Source organism: Roseburia yibonii (assembly GCF_014297335.1).
Classification (GTDB): domain Bacteria; phylum Bacillota; class Clostridia; order Lachnospirales; family Lachnospiraceae; genus Roseburia_D; species Roseburia_D yibonii.
The window spans coordinates 11,816-38,414 of record NZ_JACOQH010000011.1; the positions used below are offsets into that span (position 1 = coordinate 11,816).

Sequence of the window (26,599 nt, forward strand, 5' to 3'; positions counted from 1 at the left end):
ATAGGAAGAAGAACATGTCAATTATATTAGATAACGTAAATTATACTTACAGTGCCGGAACCGCGTATGAGATCAGGGCGCTGAAAAATATCAATTTAAAGATCGAGGATGGACAGTTCATCGGGATCATCGGACATACCGGTTCCGGGAAATCAACGCTGATCCAGCATCTGAACGGTCTGATGAAAGCAACTTCCGGAACGATCTATTATAACGGGGAAGATATCTACGCACAGGATTATGACCTCAGAAAATTAAGAAGCAAGGTGGGACTGGTCTTTCAGTACCCGGAACATCAGCTTTTTGAGACAACGATCTTTGATGATGTCTGTTATGGACCGAAGAATCAGGGACTGACCAAGGAAGAGGCGGGACTGCGCGCGTTTGAGGCGTTAAAAAGCGTGGGCTTAAAGGAAGAGCTGTATTACCAGTCACCGTTTGACCTCTCCGGCGGGCAGAAGCGCCGCGTGGCGATCGCCGGTGTGCTTGCGATGCGGCCGGAAGTCCTGATCCTGGATGAGCCGACGGCAGGTCTCGATCCGAAAGGGCGTGACGAGATCTTGGATCTCATTACCGCGATGCACAAAGAGCGCGGCATCACGATCCTTTTGGTATCCCACAGCATGGAAGATGTGGCGCAGTATGTGGAGCGCATCATTGTGATGAACCATGGAGAAATGATGTTTGACGATGCGCCGCATGAAGTCTTTAAACATTATAAGGAGCTTGAAAAGATCGGGCTTGCGGCACCACAGGTGACCTACCTGATGCATGAACTGAAGGAAAACGGTATCCCGGTGGATGTGAACGCAACTACGGTGGATGAAGCAAAAAATGAAATTTTAAAGGCGTTGGGGAAAAAGGCATGTTAAAAGACATTACATTAGGACAATATTATCCGGCAGACTCCATTCTGCATAAATTAGACCCGCGGGTGAAACTGTTTGGAACCCTGATCTATATCATATCCCTGTTTACATTCCGCGGCATTCCGGCATTTTTGCTGGCAACCATATTTTTAGCTGCGGTGATCCAGATCTCAAAAGTACCTTTTTCCTATATGGTAAAAGGCTTAAAATCGATCATCGTTTTGATGATCATCACCGGTATCTTCAACCTGTTTTTGACACAGGGGGAAGTGCTCGTACAGTTCTGGATCTTTAAGATCACTTATGAGGGAATCAAAAACGCGGTACTCATGGTAGTCCGCCTGATCTATCTGATCATCGGCACTTCGGTCATGACGCTGACCACTACGCCGAACCAGCTGACCGACGGTCTTGAGAAGGCACTGATGCCGCTTCAGAAGATCAAGCTTCCGGTGCATGAGATCGCGATGATGATGTCGATCGCGTTACGTTTTATCCCGATCCTCGTAGAGGAGACGGACAAGATCATGAAAGCACAGATGGCAAGAGGCGCTGATTTCGAGAGTGGAAACATCGTAAAAAAGGCGAAGGCGATGATCCCGCTTCTGGTTCCGCTTTTTGTATCCGCGTTCCGCCGCGCGAATGACCTCGCGATGGCGATGGAGGCGCGCTGTTACCGGGGCGGCGAGGGAAGGACCAAGATGAAACCGCTTACCTATGGTGCGGCAGACAAAAAAGCGTATGTGATCCTGATCGTGTACCTGGTATTTATGCTGGCATTGCGTTTTGTATGGGTGAAATTTGTAGTATGAAAAAACGAGTGAAACTGATCGTTGCCTACGACGGCACCGCGTACCATGGCTGGCAGGTACAGCCGAACGCAGTGACCGTGGAGGGCGTGTTAAATGAAAAACTGACCGGGCTGTTGGGAGAAGAGATCACAGTGACAGGAGCAAGCAGGACGGATGCCGGTGTGCATTCGCTTGGGAATGTCGCTGTTTTTGATACGGAGACAAGGATTCCGGCGGACAAGATCTCCTATGCGTTAAACCAGAGACTGCCGGAGGACATCGTGGTGCAGGATTCCGCCGAAGTGCCGGCAGATTTCCATCCACGGTTTACGGACAGCCGAAAGACCTATGAGTACCGGATCCTAAACCGCAGATTTCCGATTCCGACCCTGCGCCATGATACCTATTTTTATTACCGTCCGCTCGATGTGGAGGCAATGAAAGAGGCGGCGGGATATCTGGTCGGAGAACATGATTTTAAGAGCTTTTGTACGGTCGGAGCGCAGGTGGAGACCACGGTGCGCACGATCTATGACCTTACGGTCACAAAAGAGGAGAATGTGATAAAGATCCGCGTCACCGGAAACGGATTTTTGTATAATATGGTGCGCATCCTCGCGGGAACGCTGATCTCCGTCGGCATCCATGAGCGGGAGCCGGAGGATATGACGCGGGTGCTCGCGGCATGTGACCGGACCGCGGCGGGACCGACTGCCCCGGCATGTGGACTGACGATGGTGGGAATTTCCTATGAGACCAAAAAACAGTGAGAAATTCCGGGAAAAAATGTTGACACGCGGGGCATCGTGTACTATAATACATAAGTCTGACATAGTATAGGAATGTTTTGCCAAAGCCCCGGCAGACATTTGAACTATAGATACGAACCGCAGACGGGGAACTGTGCCGGTACATCACAGAACTTCGCAGGGCGTATGCTTACTGTGGTTTGCGACAATGGAAAAGCGTTGCATATTTGAAGGAGGAAAAACCATGAAAACATTTATGGCTAATTCTGCTACAGTAGATAGAAAATGGTATGTAGTAGATGCTGAAGGAATGACATTAGGACGTTTAGCATCCGAAGTTGCTAAAGTATTAAGAGGAAAGAATAAACCGACTTTTACACCACATGTTGATACAGGTGATTATGTAATCGTTGTTAATGCAGAAAAAATTGCTGTAACCGGCAAGAAGATGGATCAGAAGATCTATTACAGCCACTCTGATTATGTTGGCGGTCTTAAATCTGCTACATTAAAAGAAATGCTGGCAAAACATCCGGAAAGAGTTATCGAACATGCAGTTAAAGGTATGCTTCCGAAGGGACCTCTTGGAAGACAGATGTATACAAAATTATTTGTATATGCAGGACCGGATCACAAGCATGCAGCTCAGAAACCAGAAGTTTTAACATTTTAATCGGAGATAAGGAGGCAGATTACATTGGCTAATACAACAAAGTATTACGGAACAGGAAGAAGAAAATCTTCTGTTGCAAGAGTATATTTAGTACCTGGAACAGGTAAAGTTACCATCAATAAAAGAGATATCGACGAATATTTCGGATTAGAGACTTTAAAAGTTATCGTTCGTCAGCCACTTACCCTGACTGAAACAGCAGACAAATTTGATGTTTTAGTAAACGTAAAGGGTGGCGGATATACAGGCCAGGCAGGAGCAATCCGTCATGGTGTTGCAAGAGCTTTATTAAACGTAGACGCAGACTTCAGACCGGCTTTAAAGAAAGCTGGATTCCTGACCAGAGACCCGCGTATGAAAGAAAGAAAGAAATACGGTCTCAAAGCAGCTCGTCGCGCACCGCAGTTCTCAAAGAGATAATAAAAATCAAATTAGCGAGAATAATAAGACCCTTGAAAATGTATATTTTCAAGGGTCTTTTGTAATAGAGGCGAAGAAAACAGGGGAAGTTTTTATGGCAGACAGATATTCCAAAGATAAGGACTATAAGGTGGTCACGGTCATTATTCTGACGGCGTACCGGGGAAAAGAAGACCGGCCGTATCAGCTTGAGGCAAGCATCGGTATCTATACCGACCGGATACAGAGCAATTCGCTGGACGTATTTATAAAAAAAAGCGGATGCGCTCATGTATCAGAACAAGTTACAGCATAAAAATTGTAGAAAAGATGAATAGGTTATTAAAGATTATGAAAAGTTTTGCAGGATTAAAACAGAAATATATCGGAGACCGTGCGTTTTACAAACGATATCTCCTTCTGGCAGTGCCGATGATCGTACAGAACGCGATCACGAATCTGGTCAGTTTCTTAGATAATATTATGGTCGGGCAGCTGGGGACGGAGCAGATGTCCGGTGTCGCGATCGTCAACCAGCTGATCTTTGTATACAATCTGGCGATCTTCGGCGCGGTGTCGGCGGCGAGTATCTTTGGCGCGCAGTATTTCGGAAAAGGAAATCACAAAGGACATATGTATTCCTTCCGTTTTAAACTGTACGCGACACTGCTTGTGACGGGGCTTACCGTATTTTTGTTTGTCACAAAAGGGGAAGGCCTGATCTCACTGTACCTGACAGATACGGTGGGAAACGGAGCGACCGAGCTTGCGCTTCAATATGGAAAACGTTATCTTGTGATCATGATGGCAGGGCTCATTCCGTTTGCGGTCAATCAGGCATACGCGACAAACATCAAGGAGACCGGGCAGACCTTCGTGCCGATGATCGCAAGCTTTGCGGCAGTCGGAGCAAACGCCGTGCTGGATTATCTGTTGATCTTCGGCATCGGCCCATTCCCGGAACTTGGTGTGGAGGGAGCGGCGCTCGCGACTGTGTTTTCCCGTTACCTGGAAGCGCTTATCGTGATCTTCTGGGCGCATATGCACAGACAGAAGAACCGTTATCTGGAAGGAGCTTACGCGGGTTTTGGAATCCCGATCGGGGAGTTAAAGGCGATTCTTATCAAAGGTTCGCCGTTAATGTTAAACGAGGTGCTCTGGGCTGCCGGAATGACGACCGTCACCCAGTGTTATTCGGTTCGCGGGCTGGATGTCGTGGCAGGTCTGAATATCGCGACCACGATCACGAACCTGTTTAATATCGTATATCTCCAGCTCGGTGCCTGTATCAGCATTGTGGTGGGACAGTATCTGGGCGCAGGGGAGTTAGAGGAGGCAAAGGACGCGGACAACAAGATGATCGTATTCAGCGTATTCTGCTGTGTGATCATGGCATCGATCATGTTTGCGGCAGGGCGGTTTTTCCCACAGATCTACAATACCTCCCCGGAGATCAAAAAACTGGCGGCAAATTTTATCGCGGTTTCGGCGATCATCATGCCATTTTGTTCGTTCAGCCACGCATCTTACTTCACGCTCCGTTCCGGTGGAAAAACACTGGTAACGTTCCTGTTTGACTCCGTGTTTACCTGGGTCGTGGTCGTGCCGGCGGCATATCTGTTGGCGCACTTCACCGGACTTGGCATCGTAAGCATTTATTTCTTTGTGCAGGCAACTGAGCTTATCAAGGTGGTCATCGGGTACTGCATGGTGCGCAGCAACGTGTGGGTAGTACAGATGGTATAAAATGGTTGAAATCGCAGGTGAAAGACCGGAGAACAAAAAGTCCCATGGATCTGACACCATACAGGGAGACAAAAGGTTTTTATTGTAGTAGTATAGAATCAGAGCGATAAAAAGGAGACGTTATGGGAAAGATAAATCTGGGAAAAAAACTGACTGTCATGCTCTGTGTGGTGTTGTGCTGTGTACAGACGACCGGCTGCGATAAAAAGGCGGTAAAGGAGCAGGCGGCGCAGATCGCGCAGGGAGCAAAGGACGCGGCGGCGGAAAAAGTGGACGCGTATCTGGAGAGCTGCACGGAGAGTGACAGTGAAAGCGAAGTTTACAAGCCGAGCATGAAGGATGAGCCGGAAATCTATGAGCGGGCAGTGGATGATTTTTTTGCGGCCGTAGACTCCGGAGATAAGGAAAAGATTCTTGCGCAGTTTGCGCCGAACGTGCGAAAAAATAATAAAGACCTGGAAGAAAACTTAGACGAGCTGCTTTCCTTTTATCCGGGGCCGACAGACCGGTGTGAACGAGACGGAAATGTGGTAGAGGGAAACTATGATCAGGAATACGGAATTGATCGCTATAACGCCCTCTCCTGGTTTGCGGTGGTGTCCGGCGGAACGACCTATTACTGCAAATTTTCTTATGTTTACCGGGACGATGCCGATCCGGACAATGTCGGAATCGAGTTTGTGGATATGGTATCCGAAAAGGTGATATGCGCGGAGAATTTTAAGTGGCCCGAGGAGCCGGGGATCTTTGTAAAAGAAGATGCGCCGGGGGACTATGAGACGGCACGGATCGGTGGCAATCCGGTCATTTATGTGCCGGTTGAGCGGAAACAGACGCTGACAAAGGAAGATGTGGAAGCGTTTTTAAAGACCGGCGGAAATTTCACGGATTTTAAAAAGCAGTTCGGAGAACCCAATGTAGAGGAGGTAAAATACTCTTCCTATGCGTATGAACTGCCGGAGGAAGATGGCGAAAAACGCTATGTGAGTTTTCTTGTCGATCATAAAAAAGACTGGGAGATCCTAAGGGTGACAATAGAGGAGGAAACAGGCATTGTAGAGACTCTTTACCGGTCGCCGGAATTGGATTGACAGGATTGAAAGATTCGTTTATACTTCACATAGCAGAAAAAATAAGCACAAATAATGAAATGAGGTGACAGGCATGGACAGTTGCGGTGATGCGTATCGAAGTTGGAGTGACGGAAAAATATGGAAATATTTGAAGCGCCAGTTCGCGGATCATACGGATACTGCGGCTGGTCTGTTCTTGTTGTTTTAAATATTTTCTAAAGATTCTGATCGCTCTTTGCAAAAGGGCGGTCTTTTTTTGTCCAGTTCCGGTAATGGTGACAGGGAAAATCAGCGACAGGACAAAGAAAGACGCCTCAAATAAGAAAGCGAGGGCAGAAAAATGAATTTAAATTATGTAAAAGAGATCGCAAAGTGGATGCAGAGCGACAGACCGGTTGCTGAGGTCAGAGAGGAACTTCTGAATTACCATGACAGGGATATTGCGTTCGCGATCGAATCTCTGGATGGCGCGGCACGGAAAAAGGCATTTCAGATCCTGGATGAGGAACGGCTTGCGGATGTATTCTCTTATTTTAAAGCTCCGCTGGAATATATGGATGAGATCGGCATGGAGCGGTTTGCGGCGATCGTCAGTGACATGGATTCGGATGACGCGGTCGATGTGTTGGAAGAACTGGACGATGCGACCAGAAAGCGTCTCGCGCCTCTGTTACAGGCGGATGCGAGGAAGGCGATCCGGCTGATCCGCTCCTATGATGAGGATGAGATCGGAAGCCAGATGACAACGAACTTTGTCAGGATCAGTCAGGGGATTTCCGTAAAACAGGCGACCAGAAGCCTGATCCTGCAGGCGGATAAAAACGATAATATCAATACGATCTATGTCTCGGACGGCGAGCGCCATTATGTGGGGGCGATCGATTTGAAAGACCTGATCACAGCGCGCGAATATGATGATCTGGAAGACATCATCGTGTCCTCCTATCCGTATGTTTTTGCTGAAGAAAAGATCGATGCGTGTGTGGATAAGATCAAGGAATACGCGGAGGACTCCATTCCGGTGCTGGATGAGGAACGAAGGATCGTCGGAGTTATCACGGCAACGGATATCACAGAACTCGTAGATGAGGAGATGGGAGAGGATTACGCCATGCTTGCAGGTATGACGGAGGCTTCGGATCTGGACGAGACAACGTTCCAGAGCATGAAAAAACGTCTGCCGTGGCTGATCTTACTGCTGTTTCTCGGAATGGGCGTCTCCTCCGTGGTCGGTCTGTTCGAGCAGGTCGTAGCCCAGGTGGCGCTGATCGTCTGCTTTCAGTCGCTGATCCTTGACATGGCGGGAAATGTCGGAACACAGTCGCTTGCGGTAACGATCCGCATCCTGATGGATGAGAACCTGTCGCTTGGCGAAAAATGGAAATTTATCGGAAAAGAACTGCGTGTCGGAACATATAACGGACTTCTGCTTGGTGGAATGGCATTTTTATTTATCGGGATCTATGTCACGGCAGCAAAGGGAAAAACGCTCGCGTACGCGTTTACAGTATCGGGCTGCGTTGGCATCTCGCTTCTTGTCGCTATGATGATATCGAGTCTGGTCGGAGTGCTGACACCGATGTTTTTCCACAAGATCAAGGTCGATCCGGCGGTTGCCTCCGGCCCGCTCATCACGACGATCAACGATCTGGTCGCGGTTGTGACCTATTACGGACTTTCCTGGCTGCTTCTCATCCGTATGTGCGGAATCCACGGCTAAAATAAAGATGGCGGTTGTGCCGGAAAATGAAAACGATTATAATAAAAACAGGGATACAAACGATAGCGTAAGGAGTAGTTACCTATGGATGAAAATGAACAGAAAGAGCCGATGACGGAATCTGCGGCGGAAGCAGAAAAACAGACGCAGGAAGAAATAAAACAGGAAGACGAAAAAAAACTCACAGAGAGCCTCAGGGTGCGGAAGATCGGCTATATGAAACAGCAGGTCGAAAAACAGCGCGCGGCAGAGGATCTTTTGACCGAGCAGATCATGGAAGAGCAGAGGATCCTGGATGAAACGCTCGGAGAGATCGATGACCAGATCGCATGTACGGAAAAGAGCAGAAAATACAACCGGGAAATGCAGGAAGAACTGAATGCCCGCGTGTACGGGATGCATGGGATCAGCGGCGACAAGATCCAGGGAATGCAGGAGAGCAAAAGCGCCTATTACCGCGGCTGCGCGTTTTCACTGTTTTTCCTCTCTGTGGTACTCACGCTGCTCTGCGGATTTCTGCATGGATTTTCAGCGGATGTCACATTGTTTATGCTTTGCTATACCGCGATCGAGGGAGCATTGCTTGCAAAGGATGAAAAGAGGAGCCGGTGGCTCGCGTTCCTTTGCAGAGTGCTTTATCTTTTGATGTTCCCGGCGATGATGGTGCTGTTTGTGTGCTATGAGCTGGGATATCCGGAGTATGGACAGTTTCTGCCGTTTATGACAGCAGGCGGCATCGTGATCGTGATCCTTGCGGTGGCATCCGTGTTTTTATACGATCCGTACCGGAAAGACAAGAAACGTCTGCGGACCGCCAGAAACTATATGAGCGATATCGAGAAGCTTGCAAGAAAAGAGATCAACAAAAACAGAAAGATCCGCGACCGGGAAGAGAAAAAAGAGCAGAAGGCTGCGGAAAAAAGAGAACAGAAAGAGCAGAAAAAAAAGCTGCGTGAAAAGCGACGAGAAGAAAGAAAACAGAAGCGGGAAGAACGAAAGAACAGGAAACAGGAACCGTAAGAAAAGGGACTGTCGCATGAAGTGATTCGTGCGTCAGCCCCTTTTTTTGCATTTCACATGTCAAAATGCACCACTTACTTCATTTTTCCACCACAGGAAAAAGAGTGTGCTAAGATAATGCCATCATCGATGATACAAAAAAGGAGGGATCTTGTGAACGTACAGATAAGGGTAGACGAGACAATAACAGAACCATACGCGGTTTTGTATACGCCGGAACTGAATGAGCAGATAAATGAAATGGAAAAACTGATCCGCGGACACGGGAAGGAGGAATTTTTACTGCTCGAACAGGAGGAGAGATACCATATCGTAAAGCCGCAGGATATCTATATGGCACGTTTTGAAGAACAGCAGGTTACACTTTATGGAGAAAAAGAAAAATACCGCTCCAGACAGAGGCTGTATGAAGTAGAAGAAGGACTTGGAAGCGGCTTCATGCGGATATCAAAGACAACGATCATCAACTTAAAACAGATTGACAGCGTGGAACCGTCATTCCGCGGCACGATGATGCTGAAATTGAAAAACGGACAAAAAGATTATATTTCAAGAAAGTATCTGCCGGAATTTAAACGTTATATTGGATTGTAGGAGGAAAAAAGATATGTCAGGAAAAGTGATAAAATATTTATTTGGTGGAATTTCATGGGGATGTGTGGTCTCGTGTATCGTCAATGTGATCGGAACTATGGTCATGGGAAACGCATGGTTTACCGGGGCGGAACACAGCTATACGGCACAGGTTATCGCGGCAGTGCTTGTCGGTGTTGCATGGGTGCTGCCGTCTATGATCTATGAAAGTGACCGGATGCCGCGCGTGATGCAGGCGATCATCCATTTTGTGATCGGATTCGCAGTATATTTTCCAACCGCGTTTGTGATGGGCTGGATCCCCGGTGATATGTCAACCGGCGCGATCTTTTTGGAAATGCTTTTGATGGCGGCAATGTCATTTGTGATCTGGCTTTGCTTTTGTTTTCATTACCGCAGGGAGGCGAAGCAGATCAATGCACAGTTAAAGCAGAAAAAAGAGCATGGAGAACTTTAAGGTAGTGTCAAAGCGTCCCGGATATGTTATGATAACATCAGTCAGAAACAGGAAGGAACGTGTGGATGGAATATGCGTTGATCACGGGGGCGACCAGTGGGATCGGTTACGCGCTTGCGGAGTGTTTCGCAAAGGATGGCGTTGGGCTGGTTTTAGTGTCTTCAAGCCTCGAACATTTAAGACAGACAAAAGAGAAGCTGGAACAAAAATATGATACGCTGATCGAACTGTATGAAAAAGATCTTTCGATGCCGCAGGCGGCGGAGGAACTGTATCAGGAGATTAAGGAAAGACAGACGCCGGTCACGTTTTTAGTAAACAATGCGGGGTTCGGTCTGCTCGGAGCGACCGATCAGATTGATATGACACAGGAGGAACAGATGCTTCAGTTAAATATGCTGACACCGGTGAAACTGGTCAAATTGTTTTTGCCCGATATGGAGCGGCACCAGAGAGGCTATATTTTAAATGTAGCCTCCACCGGCGCGTTCCAGCCGGGGCCGTATAACAGCACTTACTATGCGAGCAAGGCTTTTTTATACAGCTACAGCCGCGCGATATGCAAAGAATTAAAAGAAAAGGGGATCGTGGTGAGCACACTCTGTCCGGGGACGACCGGGACAGGTTTTTTTGTGCGTGCGGGGGTAAAAACGCCGTTTTTCGCAATGAAACCGGAGCGTGTGGCGGCGGCCGCCTATGCGGGGCTGCGAAAAGAGCGGGATGTCATTATACCGGGAGCGTTAAATAAGGTACTTCGGATCGTACCTGCGGGCGTGAAGTTAAACGCGGTCGCGAAGATGAAAAAGAAGCAGGCAAAGAGCGCAGGGCAGAGAGGAATGTGAAATGGGAAAAAAGATACGGGTCACGGTCTATAACGAGTTCATACATGAACAGGAATACGAAAATATAAGAAAGGTCTATCCGGACGGCATTCATGGATGCATTGCCGCATTTCTGGAAGAGGAAGCGGATATCACCGTGCGGACGGCGACATTTGAAATGCCGGAACACGGGCTTAGTGAGGAAGTTTTGGCAGACACGGATGTGCTGATCTTCTGGAGCCACGCAAGGCAGGACGAATTTTCGGATGAAGTCGCGGAGCGTGTGCGGCAGCATGTGCTGATGGGAATGGGACTGCTCGCGCTGCACTCCGCGCATTTTTCCAAGGTATTAAAGAAACTGCTCGGGACCTCCATGACTTTAAAATGGAGACACGGGGACAGGGAGCGTCTGTGGTGTATCGATCCGACGCATCCGATCGCGGCGGGGATCCCAGAGCAGATCGAGATCGGGCAGGAAGAGATGTACGGCGAATATTTTGATATTCCAAAACCGGATGATGTCGTGTTTGCCGGATGGTTTTCGGGCGGAGAGGTATTCCGAAGCGGCTGTACGTTTACAAGAGGCTACGGAAAGATCTTCTATTTTCAGCCGGGACATGAGGAGTATCCGGTTTACTATATGCCGCAGATACAAAAGATCATAAAAAATGCGGTGCGCTATCTGGCACCGGTTCGGCGGGAGAAAAAGCCGGCGGACTGCATCCACGCAGAACAGCCATACGAGAACGGAGAAAAATAAATATGAAATTATCGGTTTTTTATGACCATATCACAGAGGCATGCACGCAGAGGAAACTTCCGGTGCAGGAGGTGCTAAAGCAGGTGCGGGACGCAGGGATCACCGGCATCGAGATCAACCTCTCACAGCTGCTCGATAAAAAAGAAGAGATCTTAGAGAACTTTCGGGACGCGGATCTTTGTATCAGCAGTATCTATGAATTTTATGACTGGGGAAACCAGGGGGATCTAAGCCACGGCAGAAAACAGGTGGAGACCGCGTATGAGGTCGGAGCGGGAAAGATCCTTGTTGTGCCGGGCTTTGTCTCGGCGAAGGAAGCGGCGCAGTTTCGCCGGAAGAACCATTCTTACAAAGAACTTGCCGCATGCATGGCACAGAATGAAAAGATACGGAAAATGGAGAAGAATTTGTCCGAGCTTGTCTTTTATTCGATGGAACTTGCGGAGGACGAAAAGGCAGTCGCAGTGACGCTTGAGGATTTTGACGGGAAACTTGCGCCTTACGCAACCGCAAACGGACTGTTATATTTTATGGAGCATGTGCCGGATCTCAAATATACCGTGGATACCGGAAATTTCGCGTTCAGTGATGAGGACGCCTGGGAAGGATACGAACAGTTAAAGTCCTATGTCGTGCATGCGCACTGCAAGGACCGTGGCGAGGAAAAAAAGCTGCGCTACTGGAACTGCAGGGTGAACCGGGGGCTTGCCACTGTACCGGTCGGAAGCGGCTATATGCCGGTCGCACGGATCGTGGAAGATCTGCTTGACCGGGGATATGACGGCTATTTTGCAATCGAGCATTTCGGTGCGAAGGATCAGCTCTCCTGCATCAGAGAGTCCGCGAAGTATCTAAAGAATGAGATCAAATGGAAATAAAAAGCAAAGAAACTGAGAGAGAACTATGAAATTTTATTTGGCTCCCTTAGAGGGAATTACCGGTTACATTTATCGAAACGCGCAGCATGATTTTTTTGGCGCAGGGATTGACAAGTACTTTATGCCGTTTCTGGCGCCGCATACGAAGCGAAGTTTCAACGCGAAGGAAAAAAATGACATTCTGCCGGAGCACAATGCGGGGATGTACGCCGTTCCGCAGATCCTTACAAACAGTGCCGCGGATTTCCTTCGGATCGAAAAAGATCTTGGCGCGTTCGGCTACCGGGAATTAAATATCAATCTCGGCTGTCCGTCCGGGACGGTGGTGTCCAAAGGGCGTGGCGCGGGTTTCCTGGCTTCGCCGGAAAAACTCGATCAGTTTTTGGAAGAGATCTTTTCAAAGACAGAGGTGAAGATTTCCTTAAAGACCAGGATCGGGATGGAGGAACCGGAGGAATTTTTCCGGCTGCTTGAGATCTATAACAAATATCCGCTGGAAGAGCTGATCGTTCATCCGAGGGTGCAAAAAGAACTGTACCGCGGGACACCGCATTATGAAACCTTCCGTTACGCGATGGAGCACAGCAAAAATCCGCTCTGCTATAACGGAGATCTTGTGTCAGTGGATAGTTATGTAAATCTGCTTACCGACTGGGAGAAGGAGCAGGCGTGTGACCGGGCAAAGGTTACGTCGGTCATGGTCGGACGCGGAGTGTTAAAAGATCCGGCGCTGATCGAAAAACTGGCGGCATATGCATCCGGGGAAGCGTATGGAACAGACGCAAAAAAGAAGCTGCCCGCGTTCCATGACAGACTGGTTGCAGATTATGGGAAAGAATTTTCCGGGGATCAGAACGTGCTCTTTAAGATGAAGGAACTCTGGTCTTACCTGATCGTCCGGTTTCCAGGAAAAGAAAAAGAGGCGAAGGCGATACGGAAAGCGAAGCGGCTGGAAGAATACCAGGCGGCGGTGCGGCGGGTATTTTCGGAGTAGCGGATGTTCATTTGACTTTTTTCGGAAGAAAAAAGCGGAGTATGAAGCCGGAGTGCAGGAAGGCATTCAAAAAGGGCGTGCATCTGGCTTGGCATGGGAAAAGACGACGAACAGGATGAGATCTTTAAAAATCAGGTCAGTATCATACGGCAGCTGGCGGATAAACAGTCCTGCATTGTGGTAGGGCGCTGCTCTGATTACATTTTGCGGGAGCGTGAGGACTGCATGCATGTATTCATCTATGCATCGTATGAGCACCGGATGAAAAACTGCGTGGAAAGTCTTGGCATGACAGAGGCTGAGGCGATAGCAGTGAGCATCTTCGAATATGACGAGGAAAGAGAAAAAGAAAAACTGCGGAAAGAAGAGTATGAGGCAGGTCAGAAGAATGGAATAGAGCAGGGATGCAAAGCGGAGTAGGAACGTTTTAAGTGTTTGTCGGAAAAAATGCAGGCGGATCAGCGGATCGAGGAACTCCTGCGGGCAACGACAGATCTGGAATATCGGGATAAACTGTATCTGGAATATGATATACCGGAAGAAAAGTATGCATTAAAATAGGAAGACGGCAGGAGTGTGTCAGATAAAAACGCAGCGAAATGGCAAGTCACATGCTTTTTCACTGCGTTTTTACATCCCTAAAGCGTATACTGCTTTACCTTAAAATGTCCATGATCGGTGTCTAAGATCACAAAAGAATTTGGCTCACCTCTGCCTTCACTGACGCTGCCCGGATTTAAATAAGTCACACCCTGACGTTCAAAAAGTGTATAATGATGTGTGTGACCGAAGATGACAAGATCCGTGTCATCGGCAAGCCGTGACAGGCGGTTTAAGTCATGGATCAGGGAAATGGAGATCCCGTCGATGTGGAAAGAGAGAACTTCCTGCATATCGGCGGCATAGCTGCCCCAGTCACAGTTGCCCCTTACCAGGTAGGAAGGGAGATTCAACTGGAAAATGGCGCGGTAACAGGCTTCGCTTCCGATATCCCCGGCGTGGATCAGATAGTCACATTTTTTTAACGCATCCCCTGCGGCATCCGGAAGGGAGCCGTGCGTATCAGATATAACCCCAATTTTCATAAAGAGACCTCCGTAACAAATAGTCTGACATACTTTTTATTGTAGAGGTTTTTGTGGAAAAAATCAATCATGTTTTGGAGGAAACAGACAATGGAGACGCAAAGACTTTAAAAGCATTTATTGAAGGTTTGGAAAAAAAGGAATATAATATGGGAGATATTGAACCAATTTCAGGATAAAAAGTAAGGAAGATAATCTATATGAGTGAGACAACAAAAAATAATCCGCTTGGAACCGAGCGGGTCGGAAGCTTAATGGTGAAATTTGCGGTGCCGAGCATTATCGCGATGCTTGTCGGCGCGCTTTATAACATTGTGGATCAGCTGTTTATCGGACAGGCCGTTGGAACGCTTGGAAACGCGGCGACCAATATCGCGTTTCCGCTTTCCACATCCTGTATCGCGTTAGCGCTGTTATTCGGGATCGGTGGTGCGTCCAATTTTAACCTCGCCATGGGAGAGGGAAGAAAAGAAGAAGCGGCGTCCTATGCAGGAAATGCGGCGGTACTTCTGATCGGAAGCGGGCTTGTACTTTTTCTTGTGACACAGCTTTTTTTGACACCGTTACTCGCCTTTTTCGGAGCGCCGGCGGATGTTATGCCCTATGCGAAAGTCTATGTGCGCATCACATCGATCGGTTTTCCGTGCCTGATTCTGACAGCGGGAGGCTGTCATCTGATCCGTGCGGACGGCAGTCCGAAGATGTCCATGGTCTGCAATCTGATCGGGGCAGGGATCAACACTGTGCTGGATGCGATCTTCGTACTCGGATTCCGCTGGGGAATGGCAGGAGCAGCGCTCGCGACGATCATCGGGCAGATCGTATCCGCAGCAGTCGTCATTTATTATCTGGCGCACTATAAGACCGTACATCTCGGGAAAAAACAGCTGAGTGTAGAGAGCAGATGTGCAGTGAATATCATGGCGCTTGGCACGGCGTCCTTCTTTAATCAGGTCGCGATGATGATCGTGCAGATCGTTTTAAACAAATCTCTGACCCATTACGGGGAACTCTCAGAATATGGCGCGGCGATCCCGCTTGCCTGCGCGGGCATCGTCACAAAAGTCGGACAGCTGTTCTTCTCGGTGATCATCGGAATTTCCCAGGGAACACAGCCGATCGAGAGTTTCAATTACGGCGCGAAGCAATTTGGAAGAGTGCGGGAGGCGTACAATCTCGCAGTCCGCGCGGGCGCGATCATTTCCGTGGTATCCTTTTTGATCTTCCAGGTATTTCCGGGTGAGATCCTTGCGCTGTTTGGAACCGGAAGTGACGCGTATTTCAAATTCGGGATCAAATTTTTAAGAGTATATCTGTTTTTTACCTTTGTGAACTTTTTACAGCCGATCACATCGACATTTTTTACTTCGATTGGAAAACCGCAGAAAGGAACCTTTCTGTCACTGACGAGGCAGATCGTATTTTTGCTGCCTCTTACACTGATATTGCCGCTTTTTGTTGGCATAGACGGGATCATGTATGCTGCACCGGTCGCAGACTGCCTTGCAGCAGTCATAGCGATCACGATGGCAGTAAAAGAATTTCGTGAAATGAAAAAGCTGGAAGCTTAATCCTTTAAAGGATTGCCCTGACCGTCCACTTTGATGGAGCCGCAGAGGATCATGATTCCTTCCACGAGTCCCCAGATACTGATACCGAATACGATCAGTGCGCCGATACCGAAACAGGAAAGAAGGATGCCGACAATCGTGCATACCAGCTGGATCACAGCTTTTGTTGTATAGCCGAGATAGAAGTTATGTACACCGAAAGAACCGAGAAAAATGCCAAGCAGTCCGGCTGCCATTTTGGATTTCGCGTTCGGGTTGGTGTTAGCATCCGGCATAAGGGAAACACCACAATTTAAACATACGGTACTGGTCTGTGGAACCGGTTTGCCGCAGTTCGGACAAAAATTATTGCCCTGTCCCTTCGGGCAGCCACATTTTACACAGATGACAGCATCGTCTGTCTGATAAGATGATCCGCAGTTTCTGCAAAAATACATATAAAATCCTCCTTGAATGTAAAAAAATTTCATAACTGTAGTTGTAATCATATCATTTTTGGAGAGGACTGTAAACAAGTGCGGTGCGAAAGTAAAAAATATTTAAGAATTGGTCGAAAAAACAAAAACGGAAAGAGGAAAATTATGACAGGTCAGATCAAAGATCAGATACGATATGAAGATGACGCGGTGCTTGTGTGCAGAAAACCGGCAGGCATTCCGGTGCAGACCGCGAGAGCGGGACAGCAGGATATGGTAAGCCTGCTAAAAAATTACCGGGCGGCAAAAAAAGAGGAGCCGTATATCGGTCTGGTGCACCGGCTTGACCAGCCCGTGGAGGGGATCATGGTATTCGCGAAAACCAAACAGGCGGCGGCAGCGCTTGCCGCACAGGTTGGCGCACGCAGTGTGGATAAGAATTATTATGCGGTCATATGGGGAAAAATGAAGGAAAAAGACGGAGAACTCTGCGATCATCTGTCAAAGGACGGGCGGACGAACTGTTCCCGTGCGGTAAGCGAAAATACACCGGGCGCGAAGCGGGCGGAACTTTCCTATCATACGGTGGCGGAAACGGAAGAAAAGAGCCTGCTTTTTATCACATTAAAGACCGGGCGGCATCATCAGATCCGTGTGCAGCTGTCACATGCCGGTCATCCGATCTACGGGGACGGCAAATACGGAGCCAGAAAAGAGAGCGGGTATCTGCCGCTTGCGCTCTGCTCCTGCAGGCTTGGGTTTGTGCATCCGGTGACAAAGAAAAAGATGGAGTTTGAGATCCGCCCGGAGGGAAAGGCGTTTTTTGAATTTTTCCCGCCGGAAGAAAAATGACAGGATAGAGCATGGAAAATGCGGGCATACTGAAGGTATGAAAACGTATGAATCAAAGTTGCTCTGGAAAAAAATATTAAAACTTGCTGGAATCACGACAGGGGTATATGTTGGCGTACGCTTCTTTTTACCTCTCGTGATTCCTTTTTTTGTGGCATTCGCACTGGCGGCGCTTTTACATGGCGCAGCCGCAAAGATTGAAAAGAAAGCGGGAAAGGGAAAACGCGCGCTCCGTCTTTTTTTGTTCTTTTTCTGTTTCCTGCTCACAGTCTTTGGCGGCCTGCTTCTAATCTACGGGCTGGCGGTGCAGGTAAAGCGCCTGTGCCTTAATTACGGAAATCTGTGTGCGGTGGGAAGAGACTGCTGGCGGGACTGCTGCGCGCGGCTTGAAGTGTTGAGCGGAATTGAGGCGGAACAGATCAATGCGGTCATCTGTGAGAAGGCGGTCACGTTTTGGAAGAAGGGACAGGATCAGGTGATGGCGTGTATGTTTGACCGGTCGGTCAGCAGTATCCGGTGGATGCTGCATGCGGGCTGGATCATGCTCGTGATCTCCGTGGCAACACTTTTAATCTTCCTTGATTACGACGGGCTTGTGCGGCGGTTTCAAAATTTCGGGATCGGAAATGTGGCAGGGCACATCGCGGGCAGACTGAAAACCGCAGGAGGCGCCTATCTGAAAGCGCAGCTCATCATCTGGCTGTGTGTCAGCGCGATCTGCGTAACCGGGCTGTTTCTCACCGGAAATTCCTATGCGCTCCTGGCAGGGATCGCGATCGGAGTTTGTGACGCGCTGCCGTTTCTTGGAACAGGAACGGTATTTATCCCCTGGATGATCTTAGAAGTGCTTCAGGGAAAATACGGACTTGCCCTATGGTATCTCGGCATCTATCTCGCCTGTTCCATTACGCGGGAAATGTTAGAGCCAAAGCTCGTGGGCGGCGGGATCGGGGTGCATCCGGTCTGCGTGCTGATGAGCATCTATATCGGGATCAAAGTGTATGGGGGAGTCGGTGTGATCTTCGGGCCGCTCTCGGCGTTCCTGATCTGGGAGATCTATAAGATGACGACGGAGGAAGCGGATGCATCTGCATGACCATCATTTTCCTCGTCGCCGTTACAAAAAAAATCCCCGGTCACGAAATCGGCTCGTGACCGGGGAATCAGTCTGGACGGATGGTTATTTGTTGCTTCTTCTCCAGATATGCATTTTTTCAGCTTCTTTGATCAGTTCATCACGGAACTGCGGATGCGCGATGGAGATCAGCGCTTCCGTACGCTGCCATGCAGAGAGACCCTTTAAGTTTACTTTACCGTATTCGGTAACTACATAATGGGTGTTTGCACGGGTATCGGTAACGATAGAACCGTTGTCTAAGGTCGGCAGGATTCTGGATTTTAACTGTCCGTCCTTGGTTGTAAAGGTGGAGGAGCAGCAGATGAAGCTCTTTCCGCCCTTGGACAGGTAAGCGCCGAGTACGAAGTCAAGCTGTCCGCCGGCTCCGCTGATCTGCTTGATTCCTGCGGATTCCGCATTGACCTGACCGAACAGATCGATATTTACCGCGTTGTTGATGGAGATAAAGTTATCCAGCGCGGAAATAGAGCGGATATCGTTTGTATAGCTTACCGGAGCACTCATCATTTCAGGGTTGTCATCCAGGTAGTCGTACATCTTCTTGGTACCGCAGCCAAAACCGAAGGTCTGGCGGAAACGGTCGATGTTCTTCTTAGAACCGTTGATCTTTCCGGCTTTTGCGATATCAACGAAAGCGTCAACGTACATCTCAGTATGTACACCGAGGTCTTTTAAGTCGGATTCCGCGATCAGGGAACCAACCGCATTTGGCATACCACCAATACCGAGCTGTAAGCAGGCACCGTTTGGAATCTCTTCTACGATCAGTTTCGCAACAGCCTTATCGACATCAGTTGCAGGACCGCCTGCACCCATCTCAGCGATCGGGTCATTCGGGCCTTCTACGATCATATCAACCTTGGAAATATGGATGCTGTTCTCGAAACCACCGAGGCAGCGCGGCATATTTTCATTTACTTCAACGATGATCTTCTTAGAATTTTCACAGACAGCCATCATATGGGAAGCGTTCGGTCCGAAATTGAAATAGCCGTGCTTATCCATCGGAGCTACCTGAAACATTGCAACATCGTTTTTGCAGTCCAGATCGTAGTAGTAACGTGGAAGCTCGGAATAACGGATCGGAGCATAGTAAGCGAATCCTCTGCTGATGTATTTACGTTCAATACCGGACATATGCCAGGAGTTCCAGGTGAAGTGCTCACCGGCATCTTCACGCTCAAATACAGCGAGCGGTTTTAAAAGGATACCGCCGCGAAGCTTTACATCCTTTAACTCATCCGTACGTTTTGCAAGGGCCTTATCCAGCGCATTTGCAGTGGCATTACACCATCCGTAGTCCACCCAGTCGCCGGACTGAACGACTTTTACGGCTTCATCCGCTGAAACCAGTTTCTGTTTGTATTCCTGTGAATAATCCATGAAAAACCTCCTTAAATTTCAACTCATAGTCTGAAAAAGTCAGATTGTTAAATTTTTACCATACTCGTATAGTATCACTTTATGGCGAAATTTACAAGCGTACGGTCGGGGAAATTTCTGGAAACAGACGGCTGTTCCTATAGAAAAACATAAAAATATCCCCCCCGGTGGCTTGTGGCAGAAAAAAAAGCGTTTTATACTTTTTGAAAGAAGTAATTGAGAAATTGTTTCACAAAGAAAAGAATCAGGAGAACATTTATGCATATTCCGGACAATTATCTAAGCCCATCCACCTGCGCGGTCCTAGGGACGGCAATGGTTCCGGTGTGGGCGGTTTCTGTAAAAAAAGTAAAAGCGGAGATCCCAAAGGAGAAGATCCCGCTCCTCGGTATCGGGGCGGCGTTTTCATTTCTTGGGATGATGTTCAATATCCCGCTTCCCGGCGGTACGACCGGCCATGCGGTGGGAGGGACGCTTATCGCTGCGCTCTGCGGCCCGTACGCGGCATGTATTTCCGTGACGATCGCGCTGCTCGTACAGGCGCTGTTGTTTGGGGACGGCGGGATTCTCGCGTTTGGCGCGAACTGCTTTAACATGGCATTTGTCCTGCCGTTTGTAGGCTATATGGTTGCCCAGGTGCTGAAACATTACCTGAAGGGAAAACATGCGGATTCCATCGCTTACGGGATCGGCGCGTATTTCGGGATCAACGCGGCGGCACTTTGCGCGGCAATCGAGTTTGGCGTTCAGCCGCTCTTATTTACGGATGCGGCAGGAAAAGCGCTGTACTGTCCATATCCGCTCGGCGTGGCAGTCCCGGCGATGATGATCGGGCATCTGACCGTTTTTGGCGCGGCGGAGGTGATCTTTACGGTTGCCGTGCTCGCGTTCATGAAAAAGGCGGCACCGGACACCGCCTATGTGAAAAAGAGCCATGCGGTACGCCCAGTGTATCTGCTCCTTACGGCGCTCATCGTGCTTACGCCGCTCGGTCTGCTTGCGACCGGTACCGCCTGGGGCGAATGGGGAATGGATGAGATCGCGGAAGTGGTATCCGGTGGAAAAGCGCTCGGCTACACGCCTGCGGGCATGGCGGACGGAATGGATTTTTCGGCGCTGTTTCCGGATTATACAGTCGCGGGAATGCCGGAGTGGCTTGGCTATATCCTGTCGGCAGTGATTGGCGCGGCACTCGTGATCATTATTTTTAAACTGATCGGAAGTTTTAAGAAAAGTAAGGTCGATTTTGATTGAAAAAACAGACAGAACTCCCGGAATGGATGACACAGACAGAAGATTATGTGCCATCGCGGGATAAGGACAGCTTTCAGAAGAAAACATCAGGGCAGCTTTTAAAGCTGCTTGCAAGAATAAGGATGCAGACGGTCCGGCGGAAAGAAAAAGAAATTTCCGCCGGGATCAGTCTGCTTTTGCTGTTTGTGACGGTGTTACTCACCGTATGCGCGCACGGCTTACGTTTCCCGGTCACAGTCCTTGGGCTCATGATCGTACTGCTCGCGGCATTTTCCGGCAAAGATATCCGGCAGATCCTTGTGGAAACGCTGACCGGAGTGGGATTTTCCCTGGTATTTACACTTCCGGCGGCGTTACTTGGAAATGTGTATTCCATGCAGGTGATCGCCACAAAGACCGCGGTCACGGTAATGGCAGTCGCCATGTTAAACCATGCGGTGCGCTGGAATAAGATCTGCGCTTCGTTGAGCCGGTGCCATCTGCCCGATACGTTTCTGTTTGTGTTTGATATGACCGTAAAGTATCTGGTCGTGCTCGGGCGCAGCTGTAAAGAACTTCTGGATGCGCTGACGCTCCGCTCGGTCGGGAAAAATCCGGATAAGAAGCGCGCGGCAGGAGGGATCCTCGCAGTCACCTATCTGAGATCACAGCGGATGGCGGAGGAAACCTATCTTGCCATGCACTGCAGAGGGTATGACGGAACTTACCGTTATTATATGAAACATAAGAAAAACCGGTGGGATCTTCTGCCGGTTGGTCTGCTTGCCGCAGAGATCGTACTTTATATTATGGAAGGAGCGTATTTATGATCACCTTAAAAGATATCTGTTTTGCGTATGAAGACCGTCCGGTCTTAAAACATATCGACCTTCAGGTAGAAGCGGGAGAGACCGTGATGTTAGAAGGCCCGAACGGCTGTGGGAAATCAACGCTGATCCGTATCTTAAACGCGCTTGCGTTTGCGGATCTTGGAACCTATGAGTTTGACGGGGATATCATCGATGAAAAGAGCATGAAGAAAGAGAGCTTTGCGAAAGCATTTCACCAGAAGATCGGTTATGTGTTTCAGAATCCCGAGGCACAGCTTTTCTGCGCAAGTGTAGAGGAAGAGATCGCGTTTGCCCCGATGCAGATGGGACTTCCGGAGGAGGAAGTAAAAAGACGGGTAGAAGACTGTATCGCACTTTTAAACCTCGGATCCCTGCGGGACCGCGCGCCGTATTATCTCAGTACCGGAGAAAAAAAGAAAGTGGCGATCGCATCAATACTTTCCATGAACCCGAAAGTTCTTGTGCTGGATGAACCGTTAAGCGGGCTGGATACAGAGACCGAAGAATGGCTTACCGGTTTTTTGCTGCAGTTAAAAAAATCCGGCAAAACCATGATCATAGCAACGCATAATCATAAGTTTGCCGGGACGGTTGCGGACCGTATCGTTTTCATGGACCGGGATCATCACATCGATCACATCTGGAAACGGGACACAGACCTATAAAATAACCTTGCGCATGTAACGCTTGTGAAGGGTATCGATCATCTTTTCATCCGGTTCAAAAGAGATGATGTGGATCGTGTTGTTGTCACGGTATACGACATCATAGATCTTTGCGTCCGGTCTGCCGGATACGGCTTTTAATTTCTTTACATCGCTGTTTCTTGCGTACTGATTCAGTTCTCCGGAACCCTGCGGAGCGATCAGGATCAGCTCATCGAGGTCGATCTTTGCAACTTTCTTTCTTTTTCTTTTCGCCTTGATCTTGTCGATGTCGAGCTCGCCCTCGATATAGGTATATTCATACTCCATATCGCAGGAACCGTGCATAAAGTAGGCAAAAACCGCAAACAGCACGGTCGGAACAAAGAGTCCGAGCGGAGAAAAGAGAATGGTTCCAAGTGCGCTCAATATGGTAAGCGCAATGAGCAGATACTGCGCGAACAGCTGTCCGTAGGACGGCCGTTTTTTGATCATAACGGTATTTTCAAAAATACTCATAAAAAAATCCTGTCCTTTCCTTCTGGTATAACTTACTGAGAGCATTATATACTTTTTTTGCGTTTTATTCCAGTAAAAAAAGTATAAACAAATGGGGAAGCTGGATTTTTTAGCTTATTTAGTATATATTAAGTAGTAGATTTACAGGCAGACGAAATGGAGGAGACTATGAAGCCATATCATGTTACAGGGGATGCTCTCTCGGTGTTTAAAGAGGGAATAAGCAGAGAATGGGTGATGACAAACGGGATCGGAGGCTATGCTGGCAGCTCCGTCATAGGGGCGCATACCAGAAAACATCACGGTTATCTGATCGCGAGTCTGCATCCGCCGGTGGAACGTTATGTGATCCTGTCGAAAGTTACGGAGCGCTTTACGAGCGGCGGAGCGGTTTTTGATTTTGAAACATCGCAGCGTGGAGAAAATTACAAAGAGGGCGGATTTCGGAGCGAATGTGTCGAGGGACAGAAATATCTGAAAGATTTTGCCTATGACGGACTGGTGCATTTCTCGTATCAGGCGGGAGACTGCAGCGTGGAGAAGACGCTGTGCTTTGAGCATGGGAAAAATACGATCGCGGTTTCCTACGAGATCACGAATAACGGAGCGGACGCGGTTTTCTATTTCACACCGCTTTTTAATTACCGCGCGCACCATGATGGCAGCAGTGTTTCGGATCTGAAATTCGAGACGCGTCATACCAGACATCATATGTACCTGACACCGGAAAAAAATAAAGAGATAAAAATCAGGCTGATCGCGACGGACGGAGAAGTGGTAGAGCGGGAACAGCGTTTTGACGAAAATATGCAGCTGCAGACGGAGATCAATGTGGAGGCAGACTGCATCGATAACAATTTTACGCCGTATGAAGTAAAGTATACGGTTCCGGCCGGAAAGAAAAGAAAGATCGCGCTTATCTGTACGATCGAGGCGTCCTACAACCGCAATGTGGAGGAGACCATCGAAAATGAATACCGCCGTCTGAACGGGATCATAAAAACGGCAGGATACAGGGATCAGTTCGCGAATACGCTAGTGCTTGCGGCGGATCAGTTTTTGGCTTACCGCCAGTCCACCGGGCTTACTACCGTGCTTGCGGGTCTGCCGTGGTTTACGGACTGGGGCAGGGATACGATGATCGCGCTGACCGGACTTACGCTTGCGACAAAGCGTTTCGATGAGGCGAGGGATATCCTTACGACCTTTGCGATGTATGTAAAAGACGGACTGGTGCCGAATATGTTCCCGGATGAGGGAACCGAACCGCTCTACAATACCGTGGACGCGTCCCTGTGGTATTTTTATGCGGTGCATAAATTCCTGACTTACAGCGATACGCCAAAAAATTATGCCTATGTGAAGGAACATATCTATCCGAAACTGAAAGAGATCATAGAGGCATATAAGAACGGAACGGGATTTTCCATTTTTATGGATGAGGACGGACTGATCTCGGCGGGAAGCGGACTCGATCAGGTGACCTGGATGGATGTGCGTGTCGGTGACTGGGTGGCAACGCCGCGCCATGGAAAACCGGTCGAGATCAATGCACTCTGGTACAACGCCTTAAAGGTGATGGAGAGCCTTTCGGTCTATTATGACGAGGATCCAGAGCCGTATCATCTGCTTGCGGAGCAGGTGCGGGAATCCTTTAACCGTGAGTTCTGGAATGAAGAAAAAGAATGTCTCTACGATGTGTTAGAGCCGGATAAAAAGGATGATAAGGTGCGCCCGAACCAGATCTATGCGGTATCGCTGCCTTATACCATGATGTCCAAAGAAAGAGAAAAGCGCGTGGTCGAAAAAGTAAAAGACGAACTCTATGCGGGCTGCGGGCTGCGCTCCCTTGCGCCGGAGGATCCGGATTATCACGGGGTATACAGCGGCTGTCTCGCAAAGCGTGACGCGGCCTATCACCAGGGAACGGCATGGGGATTTTTACTCGGCGGATTTTTCACCGCGTATATCAAAGTTTACGGACATTCCGCGCAGACGATGGAGCGTGTAAAAGAAATGCTTTTGCCGGTGCAGAAACATCTGACGAAGGGATGTGTGGGAACGATCGCCGAGATCTTCGACGGAAACGCGCCACATACCTCCCGTGGCTGTTACGGGCAGGCATGGAGCGTGGGAGAGATCTTGAGAGCTTATACGGAAGACATCCTTCCATTTTTATAAAGAATATCAAAAAAGCGCTGTCCTGTGGTTTCCCAGGTGGCGTTTTTTTTGGCGTTTTTATAGCCGGCTTCTGCAATCGAAGAAAGTCTTTGTTCATCGGAGAGCAGGGAAAAGATCTGCTGCGGCAGCAGTTCCATGTGATCCGTGTCATAAAAGACGAGATCCGTTCCGTCCTGATAGAGCCGGGTCAGCATATCGCTTCTGTCTGTGACTGCAACGCTTTTGTTTAACATGGCGGACGGGATCCGGTCATGAGATCCGTTTTTAAATAAGGGCATGATGTTTAACGTGATCTTCGCGTCAGCCATCAGGGAAAAGGTATCCGCGTATGGAACACTCTCATGAAAGGACACATTGCCGCCGGATAAAGGTGGCATTTTTTCCCAGTCGCCACCGTAAACGGAGAGTGGAACGCCGGCATCGGAGAGCGTGCGGATCAGTTTTTCCCGCAGAAACGCGCGTATATAGGTGTCTGCGAGAAAATATGCCTGCATGTGAAGCGGAAAATTTTCGGCGATCAGGCTGTCTGTCTCCGGGATCAGATCAGTTACGGCGTCTTCTAACGTGAGGCGCGGATCCAAAAGCATGCGGTCGATCAGTTTTTTGATGTCCGCCGCGAGAAAAGGCGGACAGTGCTCGATCGCATCGTAGACTTCAGCGGGCGAAGTGTAGGTGCCTAGGAACAAAACGTCAGTGGAACGCTCTGCCATCGGCGGACAGATCGCAGCAGATTCACCAGTCATGGAAACCACATCCACACTTTTGATATGTGGATAATTCTTCAAAATATAGTCGCGGTGGTTGATATCCAGGCAGATTACATGAAAATCCATGAGCTGCTGTTTTAACATATCGTGGTGGTAGAGCGGATGGTCGAGCAGTACATCATAAAACGGGGCTTGGATGTGGTCAAGAAAATAGGAACCGTCATCCATTTTTATTTTGGGAAGATCGGAATTAAATTCAAGCACAGCGTCAAAGGACGCGCCGACGTAGCGTTCGAGATGTTCGATGGGTTCTTCCGAAGCCCTGAAATAAGTGACTTCACACCCGAGCTTTTCAAGCTCGCTGCCCAGACGGTCTTCAAAATAGAGATAAGAGTTGTAACAGACAGATTTTAACGCGCAGATCAGAATCTTTTTCATGAGGATCCTCCTACTAAATTACTATGTATTTTCTAAG

General features: G+C 48.7%; 31 protein-coding genes. 26 read left to right on the top strand and 5 right to left on the bottom strand.

Annotated elements, in window-relative coordinates; all coding sequences use genetic code 11:
* The first annotated feature begins 14 nt into the window (after positions 1–14).
* From H8Z76_RS12420 to H8Z76_RS13810, 18 genes are all read left to right on the top strand, one after another.
* The gene (locus H8Z76_RS12420; RefSeq protein ID WP_186982667.1) at positions 15–872 is read left to right on the top strand and encodes an energy-coupling factor transporter ATPase; all 858 of its coding nucleotides are present in this window, start codon (positions 15–17) and stop codon (positions 870–872) included.
* A complete protein-coding gene (locus tag H8Z76_RS12425; protein WP_022514369.1) occupies positions 866–1,681 on the top strand; it encodes an energy-coupling factor transporter transmembrane component T family protein in 816 nt (271 codons plus the stop codon). The genes H8Z76_RS12420 and H8Z76_RS12425 overlap by 7 nt, the downstream gene beginning before the upstream one ends.
* Positions 1,678–2,430, top strand: a complete 753-nt coding sequence (gene truA, locus H8Z76_RS12430; RefSeq protein WP_186982668.1) for a tRNA pseudouridine(38-40) synthase TruA — start codon at positions 1,678–1,680, stop codon at positions 2,428–2,430. Before H8Z76_RS12425 ends, truA begins: the two co-directional genes overlap by 4 nt.
* Before the next feature lie 223 nt (positions 2,431–2,653).
* Positions 2,654–3,082: a 50S ribosomal protein L13 gene (gene rplM, locus H8Z76_RS12435; RefSeq protein ID WP_186982669.1), complete on the top strand. Its 429-nt coding sequence runs from the start codon at positions 2,654–2,656 to the stop codon at positions 3,080–3,082.
* Positions 3,083–3,106: 24 nt separating this feature from the next.
* Complete coding sequence (rpsI, locus tag H8Z76_RS12440; protein ID WP_147619263.1) at positions 3,107–3,502, top strand: 30S ribosomal protein S9; 396 nt, start codon at positions 3,107–3,109, stop codon at positions 3,500–3,502.
* 94 nt (positions 3,503–3,596) lie between these two features.
* Positions 3,597–3,797 (top strand): hypothetical protein, encoded by a 201-nt coding sequence (locus H8Z76_RS12445; protein ID WP_147619262.1) that lies wholly within the window; start codon positions 3,597–3,599, stop codon positions 3,795–3,797.
* Positions 3,798–3,832: 35 nt separating this feature from the next.
* A complete protein-coding gene (locus H8Z76_RS12450; RefSeq protein ID WP_186982671.1) occupies positions 3,833–5,227 on the top strand; it encodes an MATE family efflux transporter in 1,395 nt (464 codons plus the stop codon).
* A gap of 122 nt (positions 5,228–5,349) precedes the next feature.
* A complete protein-coding gene (locus H8Z76_RS12455) occupies positions 5,350–6,318 on the top strand; it encodes a DUF5104 domain-containing protein (protein ID WP_186982672.1) in 969 nt (322 codons plus the stop codon).
* A gap of 322 nt (positions 6,319–6,640) precedes the next feature.
* A complete protein-coding gene (mgtE, locus tag H8Z76_RS12460) occupies positions 6,641–8,020 on the top strand; it encodes a magnesium transporter (RefSeq protein WP_186982674.1) in 1,380 nt (459 codons plus the stop codon).
* 84 nt (positions 8,021–8,104) lie between these two features.
* Positions 8,105–9,040 (top strand): hypothetical protein, encoded by a 936-nt coding sequence (locus H8Z76_RS12465; RefSeq protein ID WP_186982675.1) that lies wholly within the window; start codon positions 8,105–8,107, stop codon positions 9,038–9,040.
* Between the two features lie 153 nt (positions 9,041–9,193).
* Complete coding sequence (locus H8Z76_RS13710; RefSeq protein WP_186982676.1) at positions 9,194–9,634, top strand: LytTR family DNA-binding domain-containing protein; 441 nt, start codon at positions 9,194–9,196, stop codon at positions 9,632–9,634.
* Between the two features lie 13 nt (positions 9,635–9,647).
* Entirely contained in the window at positions 9,648–10,091 is a 444-nt protein-coding gene (locus H8Z76_RS12475) for a DUF3021 domain-containing protein (protein WP_186982678.1), read from the top strand.
* 65 nt (positions 10,092–10,156) lie between these two features.
* A complete protein-coding gene (locus tag H8Z76_RS12480; RefSeq protein WP_186982679.1) occupies positions 10,157–10,933 on the top strand; it encodes an SDR family NAD(P)-dependent oxidoreductase in 777 nt (258 codons plus the stop codon).
* Position 10,934: 1 nt separating this feature from the next.
* On the top strand, positions 10,935–11,672 hold the full coding sequence (locus tag H8Z76_RS12485; RefSeq protein WP_147619255.1) for a ThuA domain-containing protein: 738 nt from the start codon (positions 10,935–10,937) through the stop codon (positions 11,670–11,672).
* Positions 11,673–11,674: 2 nt separating this feature from the next.
* Positions 11,675–12,550, top strand: a complete 876-nt coding sequence (locus H8Z76_RS12490; protein WP_186982680.1) for a sugar phosphate isomerase/epimerase family protein — start codon at positions 11,675–11,677, stop codon at positions 12,548–12,550.
* 25 nt (positions 12,551–12,575) lie between these two features.
* Positions 12,576–13,544, top strand: coding sequence for a tRNA dihydrouridine synthase (locus tag H8Z76_RS12495; protein ID WP_186982682.1), 969 nt, complete (start codon positions 12,576–12,578; stop codon positions 13,542–13,544).
* Positions 13,545–13,637: 93 nt separating this feature from the next.
* Positions 13,638–13,964 carry a cytidylate kinase-like family protein gene (locus tag H8Z76_RS12500; RefSeq protein ID WP_186982683.1) on the top strand — a complete coding sequence of 109 codons (327 nt, stop codon included), beginning with the start codon at positions 13,638–13,640 and terminating at the stop codon, positions 13,962–13,964.
* A 15-nt stretch (positions 13,965–13,979) separates the two neighbouring features.
* Positions 13,980–14,105 (top strand): hypothetical protein, encoded by a 126-nt coding sequence (locus H8Z76_RS13810; RefSeq protein WP_279287708.1) that lies wholly within the window; start codon positions 13,980–13,982, stop codon positions 14,103–14,105.
* A gap of 77 nt (positions 14,106–14,182) precedes the next feature.
* Here the strand turns inward: H8Z76_RS13810 and H8Z76_RS12505 are convergent, their stop codons facing one another.
* On the bottom strand, positions 14,183–14,629 hold the full coding sequence (locus tag H8Z76_RS12505; RefSeq protein WP_186982684.1) for a metallophosphoesterase family protein: 447 nt from the start codon (positions 14,627–14,629) through the stop codon (positions 14,183–14,185).
* Between the two features lie 53 nt (positions 14,630–14,682).
* Here H8Z76_RS12505 and H8Z76_RS13815 point away from each other — a divergent pair, with 53 nt between their 5' ends.
* On the top strand, positions 14,683–14,808 hold the full coding sequence (locus tag H8Z76_RS13815) for a hypothetical protein (protein ID WP_279287709.1): 126 nt from the start codon (positions 14,683–14,685) through the stop codon (positions 14,806–14,808).
* 21 nt (positions 14,809–14,829) lie between these two features.
* A complete protein-coding gene (locus H8Z76_RS12510; RefSeq protein ID WP_022516400.1) occupies positions 14,830–16,200 on the top strand; it encodes an MATE family efflux transporter in 1,371 nt (456 codons plus the stop codon).
* Here H8Z76_RS12510 and H8Z76_RS12515 read toward each other — a convergent pair.
* Positions 16,197–16,637, bottom strand: coding sequence for an NINE protein (locus tag H8Z76_RS12515; RefSeq protein ID WP_022516399.1), 441 nt, complete (start codon positions 16,635–16,637; stop codon positions 16,197–16,199). The two genes, H8Z76_RS12510 and H8Z76_RS12515, sit on opposite strands and share 4 nt — an antisense overlap.
* A gap of 144 nt (positions 16,638–16,781) precedes the next feature.
* On the opposite strand from H8Z76_RS12515, the gene H8Z76_RS12520 reads away from it, so the two are divergent.
* Positions 16,782–17,468 carry an RluA family pseudouridine synthase gene (locus tag H8Z76_RS12520; protein ID WP_186982685.1) on the top strand — a complete coding sequence of 229 codons (687 nt, stop codon included), beginning with the start codon at positions 16,782–16,784 and terminating at the stop codon, positions 17,466–17,468.
* Between the two features lie 37 nt (positions 17,469–17,505).
* A complete protein-coding gene (locus H8Z76_RS12525) occupies positions 17,506–18,564 on the top strand; it encodes an AI-2E family transporter (RefSeq protein WP_186982687.1) in 1,059 nt (352 codons plus the stop codon).
* 84 nt (positions 18,565–18,648) lie between these two features.
* Here the strand turns inward: H8Z76_RS12525 and H8Z76_RS12530 are convergent, their stop codons facing one another.
* Positions 18,649–19,989, bottom strand: coding sequence for a butyryl-CoA:acetate CoA-transferase (locus H8Z76_RS12530; RefSeq protein ID WP_022515656.1), 1,341 nt, complete (start codon positions 19,987–19,989; stop codon positions 18,649–18,651).
* 258 nt (positions 19,990–20,247) lie between these two features.
* Between H8Z76_RS12530 and cbiM the strand changes: the two genes are divergently transcribed.
* From cbiM to H8Z76_RS12545, 3 genes are read left to right on the top strand one after another with little or no spacing between them, the layout of a single operon-like run.
* Positions 20,248–21,243, top strand: a complete 996-nt coding sequence (gene cbiM, locus H8Z76_RS12535) for a cobalt transporter CbiM (RefSeq protein ID WP_186982689.1) — start codon at positions 20,248–20,250, stop codon at positions 21,241–21,243.
* The gene (locus H8Z76_RS12540; RefSeq protein WP_147619246.1) at positions 21,240–22,052 is read left to right on the top strand and encodes an energy-coupling factor transporter transmembrane component T; all 813 of its coding nucleotides are present in this window, start codon (positions 21,240–21,242) and stop codon (positions 22,050–22,052) included. The genes cbiM and H8Z76_RS12540 overlap by 4 nt, the downstream gene beginning before the upstream one ends.
* Positions 22,049–22,738 carry an energy-coupling factor ABC transporter ATP-binding protein gene (locus tag H8Z76_RS12545; protein WP_147619245.1) on the top strand — a complete coding sequence of 230 codons (690 nt, stop codon included), beginning with the start codon at positions 22,049–22,051 and terminating at the stop codon, positions 22,736–22,738. The genes H8Z76_RS12540 and H8Z76_RS12545 overlap by 4 nt, the downstream gene beginning before the upstream one ends.
* On the opposite strand, the gene H8Z76_RS12550 is transcribed toward H8Z76_RS12545, so the two are convergent.
* Positions 22,733–23,236: a hypothetical protein gene (locus H8Z76_RS12550; protein WP_186982690.1), complete on the bottom strand. Its 504-nt coding sequence runs from the start codon at positions 23,234–23,236 to the stop codon at positions 22,733–22,735. The two genes, H8Z76_RS12545 and H8Z76_RS12550, sit on opposite strands and share 6 nt — an antisense overlap.
* Before the next feature lie 168 nt (positions 23,237–23,404).
* Between H8Z76_RS12550 and H8Z76_RS12555 the strand changes: the two genes are divergently transcribed.
* On the top strand, positions 23,405–25,417 hold the full coding sequence (locus tag H8Z76_RS12555) for an amylo-alpha-1,6-glucosidase (protein ID WP_243240552.1): 2,013 nt from the start codon (positions 23,405–23,407) through the stop codon (positions 25,415–25,417).
* Here the strand turns inward: H8Z76_RS12555 and H8Z76_RS12560 are convergent.
* The gene (locus H8Z76_RS12560) at positions 25,387–26,562 is read right to left on the bottom strand and encodes a glycosyltransferase family protein (protein ID WP_147619243.1); all 1,176 of its coding nucleotides are present in this window, start codon (positions 26,560–26,562) and stop codon (positions 25,387–25,389) included. The genes H8Z76_RS12555 and H8Z76_RS12560 overlap by 31 nt on opposite strands.
* Positions 26,563–26,599 lie beyond the last annotated feature (37 nt).

What these genes read in the sequence shown, in the direction of transcription:
- H8Z76_RS12420 (WP_186982667.1), top strand. Translation starts at nt 15, where the DNA reads ATGTCAATTATATTAGATAACGTAAATTATACTTACAGTGCCGGAACC.
- H8Z76_RS12425 (WP_022514369.1), top strand. Translation starts at nt 866, where the DNA reads ATGTTAAAAGACATTACATTAGGACAATATTATCCGGCAGACTCCATT.
- truA (WP_186982668.1), top strand. Translation starts at nt 1,678, where the DNA reads ATGAAAAAACGAGTGAAACTGATCGTTGCCTACGACGGCACCGCGTAC.
- rplM (WP_186982669.1), top strand. Translation starts at nt 2,654, where the DNA reads ATGAAAACATTTATGGCTAATTCTGCTACAGTAGATAGAAAATGGTAT.
- H8Z76_RS12445 (WP_147619262.1), top strand. Translation starts at nt 3,597, where the DNA reads ATGGCAGACAGATATTCCAAAGATAAGGACTATAAGGTGGTCACGGTC.
- H8Z76_RS12450 (WP_186982671.1), top strand. Translation starts at nt 3,833, where the DNA reads ATGAAAAGTTTTGCAGGATTAAAACAGAAATATATCGGAGACCGTGCG.
- H8Z76_RS12455 (WP_186982672.1), top strand. Translation starts at nt 5,350, where the DNA reads ATGGGAAAGATAAATCTGGGAAAAAAACTGACTGTCATGCTCTGTGTG.
- mgtE (WP_186982674.1), top strand. Translation starts at nt 6,641, where the DNA reads ATGAATTTAAATTATGTAAAAGAGATCGCAAAGTGGATGCAGAGCGAC.
- H8Z76_RS12465 (WP_186982675.1), top strand. Translation starts at nt 8,105, where the DNA reads ATGGATGAAAATGAACAGAAAGAGCCGATGACGGAATCTGCGGCGGAA.
- H8Z76_RS12475 (WP_186982678.1), top strand. Translation starts at nt 9,648, where the DNA reads ATGTCAGGAAAAGTGATAAAATATTTATTTGGTGGAATTTCATGGGGA.
- H8Z76_RS12480 (WP_186982679.1), top strand. Translation starts at nt 10,157, where the DNA reads ATGGAATATGCGTTGATCACGGGGGCGACCAGTGGGATCGGTTACGCG.
- H8Z76_RS12485 (WP_147619255.1), top strand. Translation starts at nt 10,935, where the DNA reads ATGGGAAAAAAGATACGGGTCACGGTCTATAACGAGTTCATACATGAA.
- H8Z76_RS12490 (WP_186982680.1), top strand. Translation starts at nt 11,675, where the DNA reads ATGAAATTATCGGTTTTTTATGACCATATCACAGAGGCATGCACGCAG.
- H8Z76_RS12495 (WP_186982682.1), top strand. Translation starts at nt 12,576, where the DNA reads ATGAAATTTTATTTGGCTCCCTTAGAGGGAATTACCGGTTACATTTAT.
- H8Z76_RS12500 (WP_186982683.1), top strand. Translation starts at nt 13,638, where the DNA reads ATGGGAAAAGACGACGAACAGGATGAGATCTTTAAAAATCAGGTCAGT.
- H8Z76_RS12505 (WP_186982684.1), bottom strand. Translation starts at nt 14,629, where the DNA reads ATGAAAATTGGGGTTATATCTGATACGCACGGCTCCCTTCCGGATGCC.
- H8Z76_RS12510 (WP_022516400.1), top strand. Translation starts at nt 14,830, where the DNA reads ATGAGTGAGACAACAAAAAATAATCCGCTTGGAACCGAGCGGGTCGGA.
- H8Z76_RS12515 (WP_022516399.1), bottom strand. Translation starts at nt 16,637, where the DNA reads ATGTATTTTTGCAGAAACTGCGGATCATCTTATCAGACAGACGATGCT.
- H8Z76_RS12520 (WP_186982685.1), top strand. Translation starts at nt 16,782, where the DNA reads ATGACAGGTCAGATCAAAGATCAGATACGATATGAAGATGACGCGGTG.
- H8Z76_RS12525 (WP_186982687.1), top strand. Translation starts at nt 17,506, where the DNA reads ATGAAAACGTATGAATCAAAGTTGCTCTGGAAAAAAATATTAAAACTT.
- H8Z76_RS12530 (WP_022515656.1), bottom strand. Translation starts at nt 19,989, where the DNA reads ATGGATTATTCACAGGAATACAAACAGAAACTGGTTTCAGCGGATGAA.
- cbiM (WP_186982689.1), top strand. Translation starts at nt 20,248, where the DNA reads ATGCATATTCCGGACAATTATCTAAGCCCATCCACCTGCGCGGTCCTA.
- H8Z76_RS12545 (WP_147619245.1), top strand. Translation starts at nt 22,049, where the DNA reads ATGATCACCTTAAAAGATATCTGTTTTGCGTATGAAGACCGTCCGGTC.
- H8Z76_RS12550 (WP_186982690.1), bottom strand. Translation starts at nt 23,236, where the DNA reads ATGAGTATTTTTGAAAATACCGTTATGATCAAAAAACGGCCGTCCTAC.
- H8Z76_RS12555 (WP_243240552.1), top strand. Translation starts at nt 23,405, where the DNA reads ATGAAGCCATATCATGTTACAGGGGATGCTCTCTCGGTGTTTAAAGAG.
- H8Z76_RS12560 (WP_147619243.1), bottom strand. Translation starts at nt 26,562, where the DNA reads ATGAAAAAGATTCTGATCTGCGCGTTAAAATCTGTCTGTTACAACTCT.